Below are 19,969 nucleotides of genomic sequence, written 5' to 3'. Positions count from 1 at the left end.
CTCTGATCGAGCGGCTCACGCCGCTCGCGCCAGCCTCAGTATCTCATCGAACACCACCCGGCGGGAGATCGCCGGCGTCAGGTTGTGGTCGGTGTCGGGCAGCATGGTCAGCTTCACATTCCCATAGCCGCTGAGGCCGGAACCCTGCTCGCCGAAATGCAGGTGCAGGTCGTCCAGGCCTACATCCCCCTCGCTATAGATCAGGCTGACCGGGATCTGCCGCTGCTGGAAGGTCCTGAAACTGTCTTTCACCTCGCGGTGGATATGCCGGTTGCCCGGCAATTGGCGCACCAGCGGCGTCGCTTTTCGAGCCAGCCGCTTGGCGATGGCAATGGCGATATTGCGGCCTGCGGCCGGTATATCGATCTCGCCCGCGAACAACCGCTTCAGCGTTTCGACGCGCGCAAAACGCTGGCCGTAATCGTCCAGGCTGCGCGGCACGAATTGCAGGCCGGCATCGACCGGGCGCTCCGGATCCCAGTAGAGCACGAACGGATTGACCGAGACGACGCCGGTGAGGCGCTGGTCACGCACGGCGTTGCGTAGCGCCAGGTAGCCGCCGCTGCAACGGCCCGATACCAGCACCTTGCCGCCAAGTTCTCGCTCCATCAAGTCGAGTGCGGCGTCGACATCGCGGTTCTGGGTCGTCGAATAGAGGATCTGCCGCGGCGCTTCGGGCAGCGGCACGCTGTCGCCGACATTGGCCGTGTCGTAGCGGAATGACGCGATGCCGTGGCGCGCGAGTTCGCGCGCGGTGTTGACGCCCGAACGGCCCCAGCCGGCACTCCGGTCATAGGCGGTGGTCAGGATCAATACGGACGCCGCGTCTTGCCGGACCTCAGGCATGCAGAACACGCCATAGAGATGATTGTTGTCGCCGAACCGCATGAAACGCTCGCGATAACCATCGCCGGCGAGTTCCGCAGGCGGCAGCGCGACTTCAGGCGTCCGCATGTCGGCAGCGACAGGATTGATGTTCCACAGCCAACCGATCAGCTTGGCGATCGTCTCCATCGGCATCTTCTGGATCGTCGGATTGGCGACGAGGTCGTCGTAGCCTTCGAACACGTCAAAAACGACATGCGCGCCGAGTTCGCGCAGGCCATCGGCAAAGCCTGTGTCCGACATCCGCATGGGACGCTCGAGAACCAGAACCTGGCCGGCGGCCGCAGCTTGCGGCGTCGTGAGATTGGTCTTGCGGATCGCATCGGCAATCCCAGCCGGCAGCTTGAGGCTGGCAATCGATACGCCATCATTGTCGCGCTGGTCTTCCCTCAGCCCCAATCCCTGATCGACCACTTTCGACCACAGCGACACTTCGCGGAGATAGGCACGGCCATTGAGCGCTGGTGCCAGCAGGGCAATGCCATCAACGCCGGAGATCTCTCCGCCGAGGTGCTGCGCAAGCATTCCGCCGACGCCCTGGCCGACAAGGATAATCCTCTCGCGGCCAGATAGACTCGTCAGCCGTTCGGCGGCTGCGCGCACGGCCGTTTCCCAGGCGCCGATATCGAGATCGCTTTCCGGTCCGCCCGGTGCGTCGCCGGTGCCGGGATAGTCGAAGCGCAGGCTCGGAATCCCGTTTGCCGCTAAGTGCTCGGAGAGAATGCGGAAGAATTTCCGCGTGCACATTTCCTCGAAGCCCCACGGCGGCAGCAGCAGAACGGCGGCTTGCCTCGCGTCGGTATTGTTGTCCTCGGGTGTGAACAGGCCGATAGTTCCATCGAAAGCGACCGGCATGGCTGCCGCGCGGCCAGCACCCTCGGCCGGTTCGCCCGTTGTCTGCAAGGATTGATCTGCCCCCAAGCCGCTCATTCCAACTTCTGTTCCCGCCCCCGGTGTAATGAAGAGAATAGAACGTTTGAAGAGTGGTTGTAAGCGCCCCGGCAAAGAACCGGAAATATTGATTAATACACGACCGTCTTCGACCGGAACTGCTCGGAGCATCCGTAATGCCAACGGATAGACCAGGAATCCGGCGCCGATCGCGAAGATTATACCGACAGGTCCGGGGATCAGATATTCGGCAAGCATCGCCGCGCCAGCCACCACAAGCGACGCACCGGAGACCTTGGCGAGCGTGATGTAGAGCCCGCTCAGGCTGCGGCCGAAACCGGTGGCGCGGATCATGATCAGGCACATGACGGTAAAGCCGACGAGCCGTGCAACAGCGGCGCCTTCGCCGCCGAACCACGGCACGGCCAGCAGACAGCCGATCACGATCACCGCGCCACCCGCCATGCCGGTGAACAGCCGCGTCTTGGCCCGGTCGATTGAGAACAGATATTGCGTCAGGATCTGCATCAGCACGAAGGATGGCGATGAAAGCGCCAGCAGCGCCACGATCATGCCAGCCGGCCGGAACGCTTCGCCGAAGACCGCCGAAACCAGGCCGGTCGATATTGCCGCGAGGCCGAAACTCATGGGTAGCGTAATATAAGACAGCGCCCGGATGACGCCGGAAAACACTTCCGGCGACAGGCCTGCGCCTTCGTCGGTGCTGTGGCGACGATGGGAATAGTAGGGCAGCAGGCTTCCGGTCAGCTGTACCGGCAGTTGCAGCGCGAGATTGGCGAGCGACAGGCTGACGGCATAGAAGCCGACCAGTTGCACCGACCAGAACTGCTGCAGGAACAGGATCTCGATGCGGTTGAGGAAGATCGAGTCGATGACGAATTCGGCTGACAGCACCAGCGACGACGACAAAAGGAACTTGGTCGGCACGTCGCAACGGTCGCGCTTCTGGAAGATGATCCTGAGCGTATAGAGAAACAAAACGAATTGGCCGGCGGCATAGCCGATCAATGCGCCCTCGACGCCGTAGAGCAGCGCGCCACCCAAAACCGTTACGAGCTGCAGCACCGAGGCGGCTGTCGTCAGCTTGACGAAGGTGTCGAGCCGCTGTTCGCCGATCAGGTAGTTCTTGGTGAAGGCGCCGACCGACTGGATGATGAAGAGGATGCCCGTCACCAGCGCGATGGAAGGCGCGGTGTCGGCCCAATGCAGTTCTTCCGATGCAACGAACACAAGCCAGTAGAGAACGGCAAGGATGACCGTGGAAATCAGCGTCGGCGTGACGAGGAAGGCCGCGAAGCCCCGCCTGCGGGCCGCGTCATAACCCTGCGCGCGAAGTTGCGGCAACATCCTGAGCAGGATGACGCCGGTGCCGAGTTCGGCGACCAGCGCGCCAGTCGTGGCAAGCCAGAGCGAGAACGCGATGATGCCGTTCGCCTCCGGGCCGAGCAGGCGCGCGGCGATGATCGAGCAGGCAAAGCCCGTCAGCAGCAACAGCATGCCCGCCGCCGCATTGAGAGCCGAATTCGCAACGATTCCCTTGGCCATATCCGGCGGTCGCTCCTATGCGCTCAGCCGTGTGGCGTGCGGGGATGACGGCGTCGCGCTATCGAGATCGAACAGGCGCGCGGTCTTCTCCTCCCAGCTCAACACACCCGACGTATCGATCGCCGAGCGGTCGAATTCCGTCGCGGCCTTGAAGGCGGCCTGGATGCTCCCGGCATCGCCGGGTTCGTAGGCCAGCACATGCGACCGTCCCGCAGCGGCGAAGCGCGGCGCGACGATCGGCAGGCGGCAATAGCTGTACTGGATCATCTTGAGACTCGACTGGCTGAGATAGTCGGCATCCTCTTTCGGCCGATAGGGCGCGATGCCGATATCGGCGAACTTGATATAGGCTGCCACTTCATCAAACGGCCGTTCGCCATGGGCGATGACGTTCGGCAGGGCTTCTTCCAGACGCGCCAGCCGACCGAACAGGTGGAAGGTCCAATCGGGATAGCCGGTCGCAAGGGTGCGGATCATATCTGCGTCGAACAGCATGTCGCCGACGCTGACGGCATTCTTCGAAGCGCTGTATGGATTTTCGCCGATCCGGTCGAAAGTGGCTCGCGAAATGCCGTGCGGCAGATGGATCGTCGGCGCGCCCTCGGGAATGTCGCCACGAATGGCATCGGCCATGACATGCACCAGATCCACCGCGCCGATGCTCTCCCTGAGCACCGCATGCGCGGCCGGATGCGCCCCGATCGTCGAAAGCCGGTCGGCGGCGTGGTAGATGATCCTTGCCTTCGGCGCGAGACGGCGAATCTCGGGAATGGTCAGGATCGAGATGCCGCTCTCCACCAATACATGGGTGTATTCCGGCAGCTCCGCTTTCGCGGCGCGTGGAATATGCCGGCCATAGACCTTGGCGAGCGGCTTCGAGACCAGATCGAGGATTGGCTTGCCGAGGCTGATCGGATGGACCGTGCTGACCCAAATGAACTCGCCGAGCAGCGGCGTGATCTCGGTCCATTGGTTGAGCGCGCGCGTCTTGGCGAAGGCCCAACGCTCGTCCGACATCAGCCGGCTGACCAGGCTCAGCCGCATGCTGAGGAAATCGACCCGGATGCCACGTGCATTCAGCGCCTCGGCCATGAAATGCAGGTCGACCTTGCGCGGCTGGGTCGCGAAATGCTGGCCGGTGACGATCAGAACGCGCGTCATCGCCGCGCTCCCTCAAGTATCCCGGCATAAAGTGCGAAATAGGACGCAGCCGCACCGGCCCAGGAATAGGTTTCTATTTCCGCCATCAATCGGTCACGCAGTACCGGATCGTCGAGTAGCGACTGATACGCTGCCCTGATCGCGTCTGCCGCACCCTTGGCATCGGTGAAGTCGCAAAGACGGATATCGGAATGGCGTGCGGCAAGCACGGTGTAGGCGGTATTGGCTTCCAGTATCGGAACAAGGCCGGCGCTCATCGTCTCGATCGCCACAAGGCCGAAGCCTTCATATTCGGATGCCGAGGCGAAGAACGAACTTTTCGACATGGCAGAGTGGATGCTCGCATTGTCCAGCCCTGCGCGCACGAACACATTGCCGGACAGGCCGTGGTCCGCAATAATCATTTCGAGATCAAATACCGAGAGATCGGATGGCACGCCGAGAATGTCGAGATGCCAGTCGGGATCAGCGGCGCAGAGCACGGCCATGGTCGCAATCAGCCGCTCCAGCCGCTTGTTGATCGAAAAGCGGCCGAGCGTGACGATCCGCTTGCGTGGCGATGTCGAGGACGCATTGGCGAATTTGGACGTGTCGGTGCCGTTCTCGATCAGCTGTGTCCGGGAAGGCGCGATCTTCATGAACGTTTCCCGGTCCGACTTGCTGCAGCCGACGACATCCACATACTGGCTGGCGGAAAAGCGCGTGAGCGTCTGGAACCAGACGTTCTTGATCGCCGCGAATTTCTTCGTGTGGAAGAAGCCGCCATGCGTGGTGACGATCATCGGCTTGCGGTGGATGAGGCGGGTGAGCGCCAGGAAATCGTAGAAGAAATCGATCGCATGAACATGCACGATATCCGCATCGCCGATATGGGCGAGAACCGATGGCGCCACAGGATAGCGGCTCGAGCCGCGCCAGGGCATGCGGACCACCTCGATGCCGTCGATGATCTCGCGATCCGCGAGCGGCAGGGTCGGATCGGAAAACAGCGAATTGAGCGTGACGACCCGGACGCGGAGGCCATGGCCGATCGATTGCATGCAGAGATTGAAGACGACGTCTTCCAGTCCGCCGCGATTGGGAAGGAATTGGCGCACGACATGCACGATCAGCGGTCGCGCAACCGCTTCCGCCCCCGTTTTGAGGCTCTCGTGATCGATAGGCTTCATGTCCACGGCATCCGTCGCGTTTTGAACCAGTTGGCCTATGATTTAGTGCCTGAACCCTGCTGCAACGGTTAACAAAGGGCTGAAACGTGGGCTTTTTTGCCGCCGATGGTAAACGCGGACGAAACCGGATGCTTCGAAATCGCGCGGTCCCGGTTACCCCCCGTTAACCATATTTTGCGAGATTGAACCTCGTCATCTTCGCGCCGCAACAGGCGTGGCAATTTTGCTGATCGACGACACGGCTTGCGCGCCCCGAAGGCATCCAATGGGTATCGATATCTTTCAATTGCCGGGCATCCTCTTGAGGCGCTGGCTTTATGTCGTGGTGACGGCCGTTGTCTGTGCCGGGCTCGCTGGTGCCTATGTCACCGTGCGCAAGCCGGCCTATCTCGCAACGACCGATATCCTCATCGATCCGCAAGGCCTTGCGGCGAGCCCCGCCGACCCCAACCAGAACAATGCCGCCGCGTCGCAGGACACCGGAATCCTCGAAAGCCAGCTTTTCGTCGTGCAATCGCACGAGGTGCTGAACCAGGTCGTCGACAAGCTCAAACTGCGCGACGATCGCTTCCTCAATCCCGCCGGCATAGCCGACAAGGAAGTGGCCATGAACGCCACGGTCGGCACCTTGCAGAAGAACATGACCGTCGAACGCGAAGGCCAGTCCTTCGTCATGACGCTCACCGTCAAGCACCGCGACATGGCCAGGGCCGCCGAGATCGCCAATGCGATCGCCTCGCTCTATCTCAAGCGCCTGCATGAAGCCCGTTCCGATGCCTCCACACGTGCCAGCGGCGCCTTCGAGCTTCAGGCAAAGGACCTGGCGGAAAAGCTCCGCCGGGCCGAAGAAGAACTCGAAACCTTCAAGGGCAAGAACAATCTGATCTCCACCGGCCAGCAGGGACTGGTCATCGACCAGCAGGTCGAAGGCGTCAACAAGCAGCTCATCGCAGCGCGCGCCGATCTGGAGCTCAAGCGCGCCAACTACAATCAGGTCAAAACCCTGACGATCGGCTCGATCGAATCCGGCGGCATTCCAGAAGCGCTGGTCTCGACCTCGCTCAGCGGCATGCGCGGCCAGTATGCGCAGCTCTCCGCCCGCGCCGACCAGCTTTCGACCACGCTCGGCACCAATCATCCGCAGATGAAGGCCGCGCGGTCTCAGGTCGAGGGCATGCGCGATGTGATGGAACAGGAACTTGCCCGTATCCGCGGCTCGATGAAGGGCGCGCTCGAACGCGCCGAGGCCAATACCGCGGCACTCCAGCGCCATCTCGATACGCTGACCACGTCGAGCCTCGATACGTCGGAGGCCGGCATCAAGGCGCGTGCACTGCAGTCCGAGGTCGATGCGCTGCGGGCGCTCTACAAGACCTTCCTCACGCGGGCGAGCGAACTCGGCCAGCGCGATACGGTCAACATCAACAATTCGCGCGTCATCTCCAAGGCAGTCGCATCTGGCGGTTCGTCGCTGGTGACCAAGATCATCATCGTGATCGCCGGCGGTCTCTTCGGCATCGCCCTGGGCAGCGGCCTCGCCGTCGGCGTGGAAATCCTGTCGCGGATGTTCGGCGGCCGGGAGGAAATCCACGAGGACGAAGAGGAATTCGCCGAGCCGGTCGCGCCCAAGCAGGCGGCCCCTGCGAAGCTTCCCGTTATCGCCTATATTCCAGCCATGCGGCAAAAGCCGCGCGCGTTTCAACTCTCCGGACGAAAATTCATCGAGAGCGATGATCGCGAATGGGAGCGCAAGGCGCAGATCGGCGTTTCGCGCACCGTCGACAGCCTGCTTCAGCTTTCGCGCCCCGGGCAGCCCTCGACGGTGCTTTTCCTGTCGCCTGACAACGACAATCCCGGCAGCCGCATCGTGACCGATGTTGCCGGTGCGCTTCACCGTCTCGACAAGGAAGTGCTTTATTCCGACGGTGACGGCCGCGATGGCTCAGCCTATGTCAGCGCCAGCGAAGCGCCGCTCGCGGACCTGCTCAAATTCACCCGGCTGGCGCTGGAAAGTGCCCATCGCCCGAAGGCGACCACGCCAACCTTCTCCAATTTCGCAGGCCACAAACGCAAGGCGGATTTCGTCATCATCGACGCCAATGGCGAGGAAGCCCGCCATCACCTCGCCGAACTGCTCGAAAAAGCCAATGCCATCCTGCTCGTCGGTGATGAGAACGACAATAGCCGCCGCATGGAAGAGTTGGTGAGATCACTGGAGCCCTGGCGCGACCGCATGCTGGGAACCGTCATGCTCGGCCGGGTCGCCTAACGCGGAGGTCACCGATGGCGGCCGCCGCAACTGCAAACATTCTGCCACCGCTCGACGAAGCAAGCCCGCTCGCGGGCTTCCTGCGTTTCGGCGCCATCGCCTCTGTGATGGGCGGGCTGACTTTCAATCTCTTCCTCTGCTTCGTCAACACCCGCATCATGCCGATGCGCGACAGCCATGTCATGCTGATGGAGATGGCGATCATCGGCACGGCGCTGCTCGTCGCGATGGATCGCAGGGCAGGGCTCTATCTCTTCCTCGTCATCTTCGTCACCTATATGCTGATGCTTTTCACGCTACGTGGCGCCAGCGACCTCAAGGCCGTGCGCGACATCCTCATCCCGGTCATTTTCTACGCCATGGGTTCGCGCCTGCGCGACCTGAGACTGGCGGACAGCCTCGCGGTCTGGTCGGCGATCGTGGTGCTGTTTTTCGCCTTCTTCGAATATTTCCTGCTCGACCTCTATCTCGAATGGTTCAACGTGCTCGGCTATTACATCTCCAAGGGCACGGTGACACTGACGGAAAGCTATGGCGCCACCAAGGGCCTTTTCATCTCGGGTAGCCGGCCTGAGCCGCGCACCATCCTGTCCTTCCTCGGCCAGCACCGCGTCTCGTCGGTGTTCCTCGAGCCGGTGTCGATGGGCAATTTCGGCGTGATCATCTTCTCATGGGCGATGTTCCGTCGCGGTTGGAGCGGGCGATGGTTCCTGTTCGCCGCTGCCTTGACGATGGTCGTGCTGGCCGATGCCCGCTTCGGCCTGTTCACCTGCATCCTGATCGTTCTCCTTTCGCCATTTTTCAAGGTGATCCCCCGCACATTCTGGCTGGTCACGCCTTTCCTGCTGCTGGCGCTGATTGCCGCCTATGGCTTTGCCTCGGGCACCAGTGGCGGACCCAATGACCTCTCGGGCCGCATCGCCGTCACCGCCCATATCCTGACCGAGCTTTCGCTTCCGGTGGTGCTGGGCGTCGAGGCGACGGCACAGTTCACGGCGGATTCAGGGCTCGCCTACACGCTGACGAAATTCGGGCTGTTCGGGTTCATTGCGCTCTGGGCAATGTTCGTCTTCATGCCCTTCCGCAATGCGCGGGCATGGGATTTCCACTCCATGATGATCGTCTATCTGCTGCTCATCATGGTGATCTCGAACTCGTTCTTCTCGATCAAGACGGGCGCGCTGATGTGGTTCATGGTCGGCACCGTGTCAGCCGTCGACATCCCGGTGATCAAATCGATCTGGTCGAAGCTGCTGGAGCGGGCTCAATCGAGGGCAGGGCAGGCGGTGCCTTCCGCCGAGAGATCGCGCAGCGCGGGCAGCAGGGCCTGAAGCTGTGGCCGGTCACCTTTTCGCGTCGGCTGGATGTTGAGCGGTTCCTCTTCGCTCCACCAGTCGCCCGCGACCCAGTAAGTCCAGCCCGCCCAGACGTCCCTGTTTTCCTCCATGACATCGACCATCGCCTTCAGGCCCGCGACGCAGGCTTTGTCGGTCGATGCGCCGAACTCTCCGAGCATGCCGCGAAAGCCGTTCGATTTCATCCAGGCCGTCACGTTCTTGAGCGCCTGTTCGGCATCGCCGGCGCGTGAGCAATTGGGCTTGGTGCCCGAAAAATCACCGTCCAGATACTGATGGAATTCGAAAATGAAGTGGTTGGCGGGATCGGAGAATTTCGCCATCGCCACGCCGTTCGGCTCGCCGTCGATCGGTGTCATCCAGCTATGCGCGCCGCTCCAGGCAGTACCGGGAACCAGCACGAGATTGTTGGCCTTGGCCTTCTCACGAATGGCATGGGTGGCGGCGTTCGCGGCGTCCAGCCACTGCGTGATCGGCATGCGGTTTGGTTCGTTCATCAGGCCGAATATCACCTGGTCGTCATTGGCATAGTAGCGCGCGAGCTTTGCCCAGAAATCGGCGAAAGCCGCGATCGGCACATCGTCCGATCCGATGATCTTTTCGTCGTAGCGCCCGTAGTTATGTGGATTGAGGATCGTCCTCATGCCACGCGCACGGATCAGTTCGACCGATTCCATCAGGCGCTGCAACTCGGCCTCGTCGAGTTCGCCCATCAATTGGGGCTGCAGCCGTTCCCATTTGAAAGGCAGGCGTATGGTGTTGAAGCCCTTGTCCGCGAAGTAGGACAGCGTATTGGTCGATGGCCAGGTGTAGTCCTTGTTGACCGTACCCCCGCGCACGCCGAACTCGGCGCCCGAAATGTTGATGCCGCGAAAGCAGGTCGCAGATACCTCGCCGGCAGCGGCTAAAGCGATGCTAAGTGCAAGAAGTCCGCGCAGGGCGATACTGGTCAAGTTTGTCTCCTCACAGCCGGATCACATTGCTCGACCCGAGTTGGCGGATCTCGCCGGTCGGCCGTTCGTCGCCCTCGCCATGGCGGGCAAATCTCACAAGCTTCGGCTTGCCAGGAGCCAGGTGGAACCAGTTGTCGTCGGGGATAAAGCCCTCGAAACCGAGATTGACCGATTGCGCCAGCCGATCCGTCGAGATGGCAATGAACGGACCGCGCGCATCGTTCCCCAGTTCGGCGGCGAGATTGGCCGCATGCATGGCCGCCATACGCCCGCGCGGGAAATGAAAGGCGCTGGCGATCTCATCGCCGCCGCTCATCAACCGGGCGACCGTCACGTCATGCGACGGCGGGCCGAATCGGAAGGCATAGGTGGTGTCGAAGAAGGCGCCGAACAGATCGGTGGCGGCGATGCTTTGGCTACCACGCGCAGGCAGCGAGATATCCCGTGTGCCGGATACGGCCGGCTGCATGCCGTCGCGCAGGGCCGAAACCTCCAGCCGCAGTTCGAGATCGCTGGACGTCTCGTTGATCACATGCACATAGAGCCCATTGGTGCCCTCGTCGGAAAACACCACCTGCACCGGCCGGAATGCCCGCCGAATGCCATGCCAGACCGGTTTCGGCAGCCCGGTTGAGTCGATCACGCCCCAACCAGCGCCCGGTAGCAGGTCCTGCAGAGTCCAGACCAGCGCCCCCGCGCAGGACGATCCCGGCCGCCGCCATTCCGCATAGGTCGCCTCCGTGACTTCCGCCGTCACGGCGCGCGAGAAATCGAGATAACGGACGGGGTCCTCGCGCCGCAGCCGGGCCGGATCGAAGCCGTAGAGATCCTGCAAATAATGATCGCGGATATCCTCGAAATCCCAGGAGGCGCCACGGTCGCGGGGCACGCGGGTCTTCCAGCGCGGATCATGCACGGCGGGCACCGGCAGATGCGCGTCGAGTGTCACTTGCTCCGGCACATGGGCGAATGCCAGGCTCTCGGCGGCGAAGCGTACATTGGCGCGTCTCGCGTCTTCGAGCGGCCGGCAATAGGCGCCGACGCCGTAGTAATGCGTAATGCCCTCGTTGGGTGAGAACGGCATAGCACCGCCGAAGGGCGAGTTCGGCACGTAGATCACATCGGGCCGGTATTCTTCGTACACCGCCGGCAGCAGTTCCTCGGTCAGCGGTCCAGACCAGGATTTCTGCGGCATGCCCATCATCGCCGCCTGCTGGTAGATTTCCGAGCCGCCGCAGAGGACTGTCAGCGACGGCGATCCTTGCAGCGACTTGAGCAGATCCTCCGCCTCGCGCCTCACCAAGCCAGCGAATTCCGGGTCGGCGACCGGATAATCGAAATTGGCGAACATGAAGTCCTGCCACACCATGATCCCGAGCTCATCGCAAACCTCGAAGAATTCGCGGGCTTCGTAAGCCATGGTGCCGCCGATGCGGATCATGTTCATGCCGGCGTCGCGGGCGAGCCTGAGCCATGGTTCGTAGTCGGCGCGTCCGCCGGGCAGACGGACGATGTCGGCGGTAGTCCAGACAGCGCCCCTAGAGAAAACCGGCACGGCATTGATCTCGATGCCAAAGCCCTTGCCGTCCGCGCTCTGGTCGAGCGAGACATTGCGGAATCCGACCTTGCCCATCGGATGGGCGGCGCCATCGGCGATCAGCGAGACCGGATAGAGATGTGGCTCGCCGTGAGTATGCGGCCACCATGGCTTGACGTCGGTCAGCGTCAGATGCGCATGCAGCCCGCCCTCGGCCGAGATCATCACGGGTGCTTGCTGCGTGCCACAGGCGATCCTGAGGTCCGTCGCTCGCCCGGAAAATCGGAATGAGAGGTCCAGCACGCCGTGACCTTCGGCATTGAGCGAAGCGCCCATCCTGAGTTCATCGACCTCGATGCCGCCCTGACGCACGAGATGGATCGGCCGCCACGGGCCGATGGCGTCGATCTCGGGGCACCAGCCCGGCATGTGGCCGAGCAGCGTGGCCCGTACCATCCGCATGCCCGGCGGCGAGATCATCTGCGGCCGCCATTTGGCGCGGGGGCCTGAGGCCTTGAGATGCGGGTTGAGCGCCCGGAACGCGATGGCGAGCGCGTCATCGCCCCGGAGCGTGACCGGAACCTCGTTCCAAACGAACTGGCTGCGGCTTTCTAGAATGCGTTCGCCATTGAGGAACACCTCGGCGATCACGGCGAGGCCATCGAACACCAGCCGGTATGGTCCGGGCGTCTCGCCGGTCAGGTCGAGCAAATACCAGAAGTCGCGATCGGCGAGCGGCAGGGGCTGTGTCCGGTCGAACCGTCCGGCTGTCTCCAGCGCCTCCGCGACGGTTCCGGGCACGGTCGCTGGAAGGCGTCTGCCTGTGGATGGAATGTCGGCCGGGGCAGCATATTGCCCGGCATCCGAGACCAGAAGCGACCACCCCGCATCAAGCCTGCGCCTGGTCTTCGTCCTTGGCCCCGCCAACGATGTCATCGAACCCCATTCCCGGCAAATCAGTCGATCTTGACCTTGACGGCCTCGGATAGTTGGTCCCACGCTTCGATTGCGGGATCAAGGGCCGATACGAGCGTATCGAATTTCCTGCGGGTCACGGCACGTGCGAGTTGGAACTGCACGCTCTTGGCCGCCTCCGCAATTTTCAGCGAAGCTTCGATCGCGTCACTGAATTCGCCGAAATCCGACATCCATTTGAAATGCGTCGCGGCAAGCTCGAAATTGGCGCCGAGCTGCCGCAATGTGTTGAAGGCATATTTATGGAAGAAGCCGAACGGCCGGTCGGCGATCAGGCTGACCTGTTCGGGCAGCACACGCGAAAATTCCGCAATCGGGTTCCGAGATGGCATGCGCAGAATGTGCCGCGTCAGCAGCTCGCGCGCCCGCTGCCGGATGAGGTGATCGCTGGGCAGGTGATCGGGAAACTTGGCAAACTCCGTATAGGGCAGGAAGGGCTGCGATCCTTCGGGATAGAGCCGGCCGAACAGGCCGTCGTAATCCTCGCCGGACAGCCGCCAGAAGCCGCCATTGTGGAAATAGTCGATTTCCCTGTCCTTCTCCGACAGGCGGTTGATCGCCACCGTCGTCTTGCCGTGCTCGGTGCGGTAGGCCACGCCTTGCGTATCCGGCATGAAATAGGAATCCATCTCCAGCAGGCACAACCGGCCGCGCGCGATCTGCTGGGCGACGTGGTCCTCGACCTTGTCGAAGACCGCAAGCTCGGTCACGCGGATACCGTAGAGCGTTTCGAGATCCTCGAGCGGCACCTTGAAGAAGGTGAACTGGTCGCCTTCGAAATCTTGGCCCAGCGTGAAGCCTAGCATCGCCTCGGGCGGCAGCCGGATCGTGTTGAGAATCTCGATCCAGAGATCGACATAGCAATTGGTCTCCGGCCAGATCCGGTCAAGGCTGTGCAACTCGTGCGGCTCGTAACGGCCGGGATCGAGGAACGGAAAGACGGCGGTCATAACAGGCTTACCCCCAGAGAGCGGTCCGGACAGCGTCTGGCCACACTTTAACATCAAGCCCGTGATGCGCAAAGAGCGCCAGCGCGATGCGTTCCAGGCCGAAGCCGACGCAGGCGGTGTGGGCGACGCTGCCATCCTCGAGATTGAGGCCCCATTTTGTACCGAAGGCATCCTGGTGGTAGTTGAAGCTCATGCAGGCGGTCGGGTTGGCATTCGAATTGACCGGGATCAGCAGTTCGAACTTCAGGTTCTGGTCGCGCTGGTTGTTGGCAAGCAGCCGGCCGGCGCGGCCGAAGAACGGATCGTTGGCGATATCGATCTCGACGGTGAGGCCAAGCTCTTCCATCATCTGCACTCCGCGATCCATCCACTTCTGGCGGAACTCGGTGACATGGTGCTCGGTGCCCATGCAGACATATTCGCGCATGCGGAACATCTGCTGGCGGGTCGGCTCGCGCGACGGCTCATGGCGGAAGCAATAGGATTGCAGGTCGTAGAGACCGCCGGTCATGGCGATCGGGCCACGCTTGGCAACTGTCGGATAGAGCGGATAGCAGGCGGCGGGGGTCAGCGCGATGTTGGTCGCCTTCTGCTCCCTGGTCCAGTCCTTGCCTTCTTCCATGCAGGAGAGCAGGCCCATATGGTCGTGGTCGTTGCCGCAGAAGGAATGCACGGTGCCCGCGAGCTGCGGGAAGCTCTTCATGTAGCCGCTCTTTTCGAAATAGCTCATTGCCATGCCGGGCGGAAAGCGGATGGCTTCCGCACCATCGGCGCCACCGAACCTGTCGATCATGCGTTCGAAAGCCGCGATGACATCCTCGAACTGGCCCGAACGGCCATAGAGGCCATCGACACCCGTTTCGATGAGAAGACCGGAATCAAACAGCCGGTCGAGAAGTGAAACCTGCATATCCATAATATCTTACCCCAGTAGGCTGGTGTCCTGTTTGTGGATCAGGAGCATGGTGGACGTGTTGCCGAGAATTCGGTCGTTGGAAATCATCAGTTGTGCGGAATGCGCGTCACGCAGATGCCGGCCCAGGCTGAACGGCGTGCCGTTCTTGTAGCCCATGATCCCGCAGATCAGCATGGCGTGGTTGATGATGATAAGGATCGTCTCCGAGGAAGCGATCTTCACATTGTTCATGGCGACCGCGAAGGCGACCGAGGACAGTTTTTCCTCGTCTTCCCTGGCAATCTCGTAAGATTTGATCGCAGCGACGACATTGGACTTCATCATCTGCAGAAGGTTCGAGACCTCGGCGAGACGAAGCGCACCCGGCGGCACGACGCCCGGCGTCTTCCTGGCCGCACCGCGCACGAAGCTCTGCGCACGGCCGACAGCATCGACCGCGATGCCGTACCATACGCCGCTCCACAGGATGTGGCTGTTGGCGAGCATCGATTGCGCCGCGATTTCGGCGAACGGCTTGGAGAAGATCTGTTCGGCCGGCGCTTCGCCGGTGAACATGAAGCCCTCGGAGCAGGTTCCGCGCATGCCCAGCGTATCCCAGTCCTGCGTCTTGACCAGCGAATACTGGTCCTTGGTGAACACGGTCATCACCTGGTCGGTGGAGACCGCGTCCTTATGGGCGCGTGAGGTGATCAGGATCGTTTCGGCATATTGGCCGTAGGAAATAACAGTCGCATCCTTGGTCAGGCGGCAAATGCCGTCCTCGACCTCGATGGCGCAGATCGAATTGCGCAGATTGCCGCCGATGCCGCCTTCGGTGGTCGCGGATGCGATCAGCAGCTGTTCGGAGACGATGCGGCGCATGAAGCCGCGATGCCATTCGGTGTGGATGCCGTGCTCCACCAGGCTCGAAAGCTTGATGTGATGCATGGCGAACACCATGGCCGACGAGGCACAGGCTTGGGCGATGATCGAGCAGAGTTCGGCGATCTCGCCGGTGCGCGCACCTTCGCCGCCGAGCTCGGCGGGGATCTGGATCGAGAGAAGGCGCTCGGCCTTCATCGCATCGACCGCTTCAACCGGGAAGCGGCTCTTCTGGTCGACCTGATCGGCAAAGGCGCGGGCGACAGCCGCCACCCGGGCGGCCCGTTCCGTCAGGCTGCCAATGGCGAGATTGACGGGGATGTTCATCACGCGACCTTTCTGTCGTCCACGATGGAAGCGACGGTGCGGGCGATGGCCTCGATGCTCTGGAACGACTTGCGGTTCAACAGGCTATCGGGAAATTCGATGTCGAAGTTCTCTTCGAGCGCCAGCATCAGCTGCACCGACGCGAAGGACGAGAGGCCCGCTGCGTAGAGGTCAGTGCCATCGGCGAGATCGGCGACGTCGACCGGCAGGCCGGCATGCTTCTTGAGCAGTTCACGAATGGTGTTGTTCATCCCCGTTTCCCTTCCGTTAAGGCTTAGTTCCAGGCGTTCATGCCGGATTGGCACAAAACATATCCGCAACTACATAAGGATTAACTAAACGGGGTGGTTAAGATTGGATGTTTTTGATAGCTCAAATTTGAGCAAATACAGTGCGTTACTTGCCAGTGAAGGCGATAGTCTTCTGATAGCGAAGGCTCTTGGCGCCAAGCTCCGCAGGAATAGGTGGAAAGGGCGCAGACTTCCGGATTACCTCCTGGGCTCCTTTGTCGATTGCCGGTTTGCCGGAGCTTTTCTTGATGCGAAGATTGCTGACGTTGCCATCGGCATTGATAGTGAACGTGACGACCGCCTGGCCTCTCGCGCCAACCTTGATGCGTTTCTTGGCGCGGTCGATCTTTCTGTCGACCAAACCCTTGTAGTTCGTGAGGGCCGCGTTGCCTTTCAGCTTCTTCTTCGAATTGCCCTGCGATGCGTCCTGGCTGGCGCCATCCTTGACCTTCGCAGTGTCGCGGCCCTTGGTTGAATTCTCGTCGGCATTGCCGTCTTGCCGCATGACCTTCTTCTTGACCGGCTTCTTCTCTGGCGTTTCGATGGCCTGCTTCTTGGGCTCCGGCTTAGGCTTTTTCAGCTCTTCCTTCTTTGGCTCTTCCTTTTTCTCGACAGGTTTCTCAACGGGCTTGACCTCCGCCAGCTTCAGGACAACGCGCGGCTTGGAAACCGGGTGAGCGAGCGGCTGGGCGAGCTTCGACTCGCGTTTTTTTTCCTCTACGGGTACCGGCGTGACCAGCACAGAGGGCAGGGCATCCGGCAGCGGCTTGATCTCGGATGTCTCGAGAATCTGTTTCGCCACCTGTTCCACTGCGAAAGTGGAGGGCTCTTTGCTCATCAGCACTTCCGGTTGATCCGTGGTTACGACGGGCTTTTCGACCTTCTCCGGCTCTTTCACCGGTTCCGGCAGCTCGGCCTGTTTGACCGGCTTTTCGACTTTCTCGGGTTGCTTGACCGGCTCCGGCTTGACCTCTGCCTTCTCGACAACCGGTTCCTCGATTTCCTCGCCTTCCTGTTCCGTCTGCTGCTTGACGGCGGCGACCTCTGAATTCGTCTCGCTGTAGATCTCGACAGCGAGAACCGTCTCGCCCTCGTTGAGCACGCTCTCATCCGGCAGGCTGATGGTCAGGTATGTGACCGCCAGAGCCGCAACCGCATGAAGAAAGACGGAAAGCCCGAATCCATCCCGAAGCAGCTTGTATGCCAGCGAGTGGCCCGAACCCGCCGGCTCCTGCTTGACGGGCGGGATGTCCACATCGAGCAATACGGCCTGCTTTCCCGGCGCATCCGGAAAGCCTGATATCCCCGAGTCGGAGCCCATATAGGGCGAGATGCCGTCGTCCCTGCCGAAGGCGCAGGGCGGCACGTCCTTGAAATCATGCTCCAGACCCGCGCGCGCACGATCGTTGGAATTGGCGGGCTTGAACCGCAACTCCCTGATCTGCACCACTTTCGGGTCTGTTATCGCCATTTTCAGTCGGTATCGTCCGGCCGCGCACCGGCCCGTATGGTCGGCTTCATCACGTGCGGCTCCTTGGGTCGGGAGAAATTAACTTGACAACGATTGTCAGCTATTGCGTCATTATTGAAATATGAGTATCGAAGTCAACAATGAATTGACCTTGATTGGCAGCGCGTGGGACCAGCGGGATTGGTCCCGGGGACGCGGGGCACGGAGAGACGTGATGATGGTGGAACTCGAGAAGAAGGATGCCGGCACGGGGCAGGCGTCGCTTCCGGCCGAGGCTACGCTCCCCGAATACGACACGCAGACGCTGTTTGCCGGGCGCCGGGAGATCGTCATCCACCATGCCGGGGCCGATTACCGGATGAAGATCACCAAGCAAGGCAAGCTCATTCTCAACAAATGAAGTATGAAGACCCAGGCAGATACCCAGGGAAGGGACAAAAAGACATGACCGAAACAAAGGCTCCGACGCCATCCGAAATTCGCGCCTACCGCGTCGAGAATCCCAAGCTCCGCGAGCGTGACATCGCCGCCAATCTCGGCATTTCCGAAGCAGCCCTCGTCGCAGCCGAAGTCGGCCTCACCGCGATCCGTATCGATGCCAGCCCCAACAAGCTGCTCGAGCGGGCACCCGAAATGGGCGTGGTCATGGCGCTTAGCCGCAACGAAAGCGCCGTGCACGAAAAGATCGGCGTCTATGAGAATATCGAGATCGGCGAGAAGACGTCGCTGACATTGGGCGCCAATATCGACCTGCGCATCTTCAACTGGGTCTGGGCGCACGCCTTCGCGGTCACCAAGACCGATGGCGAGACGGTCCGCCGGTCGCTGCAATATTTCGACAAGTCGGGCGAAGCGATCCACAAGGTGCATCTGCGCCCCGAATCCAATCTTGAAGCCTATGAGAAGATCGTCGCCGATTTCCGCATCGAGGACCAGAGCCAGGATTTCACCGTCCAGCCCTTCACCAGGATGGCCGCCGGCCGCACCGAGGGCTTCGATGTCGCCGAACTTCGCGACCATTGGTCGAAGATGACCGACACGCACGAATTTTTCATGATGCTGAAGAAGCTCGACATCGATCGCCGTGCTGCGGTTCGCAACGTCGGCGCCGATTACGCCTGGAAGCTCGCCGATGGCGTCGCGACCGAGTTCTTCGCCAAGGCCGTCGAAAGCCAGGTCAACCTGATGTGCTTCGTCGCCAATCGCGGCATCGTGCAAATCCATACCGGCCCGGTGTCGAATGTCGCGCCGATGGGACCCTGGCTCAATGTCATGGACCCGACTTTCCACCTGCACCTGCGCGCCGATCACATCACTGAAGCCTGGGCCGTGCGCAAGCCGACCAAGGATGGTCACGTCACCTCGCTCGAAGCCTATGACAAGAATGGTGAGATGATCATCCAGTTCTTCGGCAAGCGCAAGGAAGGCAATGTCGAGATGGCCGAATGGCGGGCGCTCGTCGAGGGCCTGTCGACCATCGATACCGCCGCAGCCGCTTAAAGAAAGACAGACCATGCTTGCAATGACCCTCAGCCGGCGCGCCCTCCTTGCGTTCGCAGCTCTGTCTCTCGTGGCTGGCCCCGTGGCTGCACAGGAGATCAAGCCGGTGGACACGTCGCGTCTGGTGACGGTCGGCGGCGCCGTAACCGAAATCGTCTTTGCGCTGGGTTATGGCGACAAGGTTATCGCACGCGATATCACCAGCTTCTATCCGGATGAGGTCAACAGACTGCCGAGCATCGGCTATATGCGGGCGCTGTCGCCGGAGGGCGTGCTGTCGGTCAATCCCTCGGCCATTCTTCTGATCCAGGGCAGCGGACCCAAGGAAACGATCGACGTCCTGAGCAAGGCATCCGTGCCGCTGGCCTTCATACCAGAAGGCTATGATCGCAATGCGCTCGTCGCCAAGATCAAGGCGGTCGGCAAGGCGCTGGGCGCCGATACCAAGGCGGATGAACTGGCGGCGAAAGTTGCAGCCGATGTCGATTCCGCCGTGACCGATGCGAGCAAGATCGAGGAAGCCAAGCGCAAGCGGGTTCTCTTCGTGATGACTGTGCAGAACGGCAAGATCATGGCTGCCGGCGAGCACACGGCTGCACACGGCATCATCGCACTCGCCGGCGGCATCAATGCGACGTCGGACTTTCACGGTTACAAGCCGCTCAACGACGAAGCCGTGATCAATGCCAAGCCGGATGTCATTCTCCTCATGGACACTGGCGGCCAGACAGTGTCCGAGGCGGACATTCTTGCCAATCCTGCGGTGGCTTTGACGCCTGCCGGCCAGGCCAAGAAGGTTATCCGCCTTGGCGGCAGCGCATTGCTCTTCGGGCCGCGTACCGGCGATGCAATCCGCAAGGTCTACGAGAAGCTCTACGGCGGCTAGGCTCTAG

15 protein-coding genes are annotated in these 19,969 nt (G+C 61.4%); 5 read left to right on the top strand and 10 right to left on the bottom strand.

The window, feature by feature from the left end:
- Positions 1-15: 15 nt before the first annotated feature.
- Genes ACSQ26_RS18615 through ACSQ26_RS18605 form a run of 3 tightly spaced genes read right to left on the bottom strand, consistent with a single transcriptional unit; the run spans position 16 to position 5,672 of the window.
- Positions 16-3,342, bottom strand: a complete 3,327-nt coding sequence (locus tag ACSQ26_RS18615) for an alpha/beta fold hydrolase (RefSeq protein WP_436011430.1) — start codon at positions 3,340-3,342, stop codon at positions 16-18.
- 15 nt (positions 3,343-3,357) lie between these two features.
- Positions 3,358-4,503, bottom strand: coding sequence for a GumK N-terminal domain-containing glycosyltransferase (locus tag ACSQ26_RS18610; RefSeq protein ID WP_436011428.1), 1,146 nt, complete (start codon positions 4,501-4,503; stop codon positions 3,358-3,360).
- Positions 4,500-5,672, bottom strand: coding sequence for a glycosyltransferase family 4 protein (locus ACSQ26_RS18605; RefSeq protein ID WP_436011426.1), 1,173 nt, complete (start codon positions 5,670-5,672; stop codon positions 4,500-4,502). Before ACSQ26_RS18605 ends, ACSQ26_RS18610 begins: the two co-directional genes overlap by 4 nt.
- A gap of 265 nt (positions 5,673-5,937) precedes the next feature.
- On the opposite strand from ACSQ26_RS18605, the gene ACSQ26_RS18600 reads away from it, so the two are divergent.
- Both ACSQ26_RS18600 and ACSQ26_RS18595 read left to right on the top strand, forming a co-directional pair.
- Entirely contained in the window at positions 5,938-7,941 is a 2,004-nt protein-coding gene (locus ACSQ26_RS18600) for a GumC family protein (protein WP_436011424.1), read from the top strand.
- Between the two features lie 14 nt (positions 7,942-7,955).
- The gene (locus ACSQ26_RS18595; RefSeq protein ID WP_436011422.1) at positions 7,956-9,272 is read left to right on the top strand and encodes a UDP-phosphate alpha N-acetylglucosaminyltransferase; all 1,317 of its coding nucleotides are present in this window, start codon (positions 7,956-7,958) and stop codon (positions 9,270-9,272) included.
- Here the strand turns inward: ACSQ26_RS18595 and ACSQ26_RS18590 are convergent.
- The 7 genes from ACSQ26_RS18590 to ACSQ26_RS18560 all read right to left on the bottom strand — a co-directional run bounded on the left by ACSQ26_RS18590 (position 9,206) and on the right by ACSQ26_RS18560 (position 17,576).
- Entirely contained in the window at positions 9,206-10,249 is a 1,044-nt protein-coding gene (locus ACSQ26_RS18590; RefSeq protein ID WP_436011420.1) for a glycoside hydrolase family 5 protein, read from the bottom strand. The two genes, ACSQ26_RS18595 and ACSQ26_RS18590, sit on opposite strands and share 67 nt — an antisense overlap.
- 10 nt (positions 10,250-10,259) lie before the next feature.
- A complete protein-coding gene (locus ACSQ26_RS18585; RefSeq protein ID WP_436011418.1) occupies positions 10,260-12,722 on the bottom strand; it encodes a glycosyl hydrolase 2 galactose-binding domain-containing protein in 2,463 nt (820 codons plus the stop codon).
- Positions 12,723-12,742: 20 nt separating this feature from the next.
- Positions 12,743-13,711, bottom strand: a complete 969-nt coding sequence (locus ACSQ26_RS18580) for a DUF1839 family protein (RefSeq protein WP_436011416.1) — start codon at positions 13,709-13,711, stop codon at positions 12,743-12,745.
- A gap of 7 nt (positions 13,712-13,718) precedes the next feature.
- Entirely contained in the window at positions 13,719-14,627 is a 909-nt protein-coding gene (locus ACSQ26_RS18575; protein WP_436011414.1) for an amino acid--[acyl-carrier-protein] ligase, read from the bottom strand.
- A gap of 6 nt (positions 14,628-14,633) precedes the next feature.
- Positions 14,634-15,815 carry an acyl-CoA dehydrogenase family protein gene (locus tag ACSQ26_RS18570; RefSeq protein WP_436011412.1) on the bottom strand — a complete coding sequence of 394 codons (1,182 nt, stop codon included), beginning with the start codon at positions 15,813-15,815 and terminating at the stop codon, positions 14,634-14,636.
- A complete protein-coding gene (locus ACSQ26_RS18565; protein WP_436011410.1) occupies positions 15,815-16,066 on the bottom strand; it encodes an acyl carrier protein in 252 nt (83 codons plus the stop codon). The genes ACSQ26_RS18570 and ACSQ26_RS18565 overlap by 1 nt, the downstream gene beginning before the upstream one ends.
- 145 nt (positions 16,067-16,211) lie before the next feature.
- A complete protein-coding gene (locus tag ACSQ26_RS18560) occupies positions 16,212-17,576 on the bottom strand; it encodes a TonB family protein (RefSeq protein WP_436011408.1) in 1,365 nt (454 codons plus the stop codon).
- Between the two features lie 214 nt (positions 17,577-17,790).
- On the opposite strand from ACSQ26_RS18560, the gene ACSQ26_RS18555 reads away from it, so the two are divergent.
- The 3 genes from ACSQ26_RS18555 to ACSQ26_RS18545 are packed head-to-tail and all read left to right on the top strand — an operon-like array spanning position 17,791 to position 19,962.
- A complete protein-coding gene (locus ACSQ26_RS18555; RefSeq protein ID WP_436011406.1) occupies positions 17,791-17,976 on the top strand; it encodes a hemin uptake protein HemP in 186 nt (61 codons plus the stop codon).
- A 44-nt stretch (positions 17,977-18,020) separates the two neighbouring features.
- Positions 18,021-19,076, top strand: a complete 1,056-nt coding sequence (locus tag ACSQ26_RS18550) for a hemin-degrading factor (RefSeq protein WP_436011404.1) — start codon at positions 18,021-18,023, stop codon at positions 19,074-19,076.
- A 13-nt stretch (positions 19,077-19,089) separates the two neighbouring features.
- Positions 19,090-19,962: a heme/hemin ABC transporter substrate-binding protein gene (locus ACSQ26_RS18545; protein ID WP_436011402.1), complete on the top strand. Its 873-nt coding sequence runs from the start codon at positions 19,090-19,092 to the stop codon at positions 19,960-19,962.
- The last annotated feature ends 7 nt before the right edge of the window (positions 19,963-19,969 follow it).

It is taken from the genome of Rhizobium sp. LjRoot254 (assembly GCF_964254105.1).
Lineage (GTDB): Bacteria > Pseudomonadota > Alphaproteobacteria > Rhizobiales > Rhizobiaceae > Rhizobium_E.
Note: the sequence above shows the minus strand (reverse complement) of the source record. Positions and strands in the feature narration are given on the sequence as shown.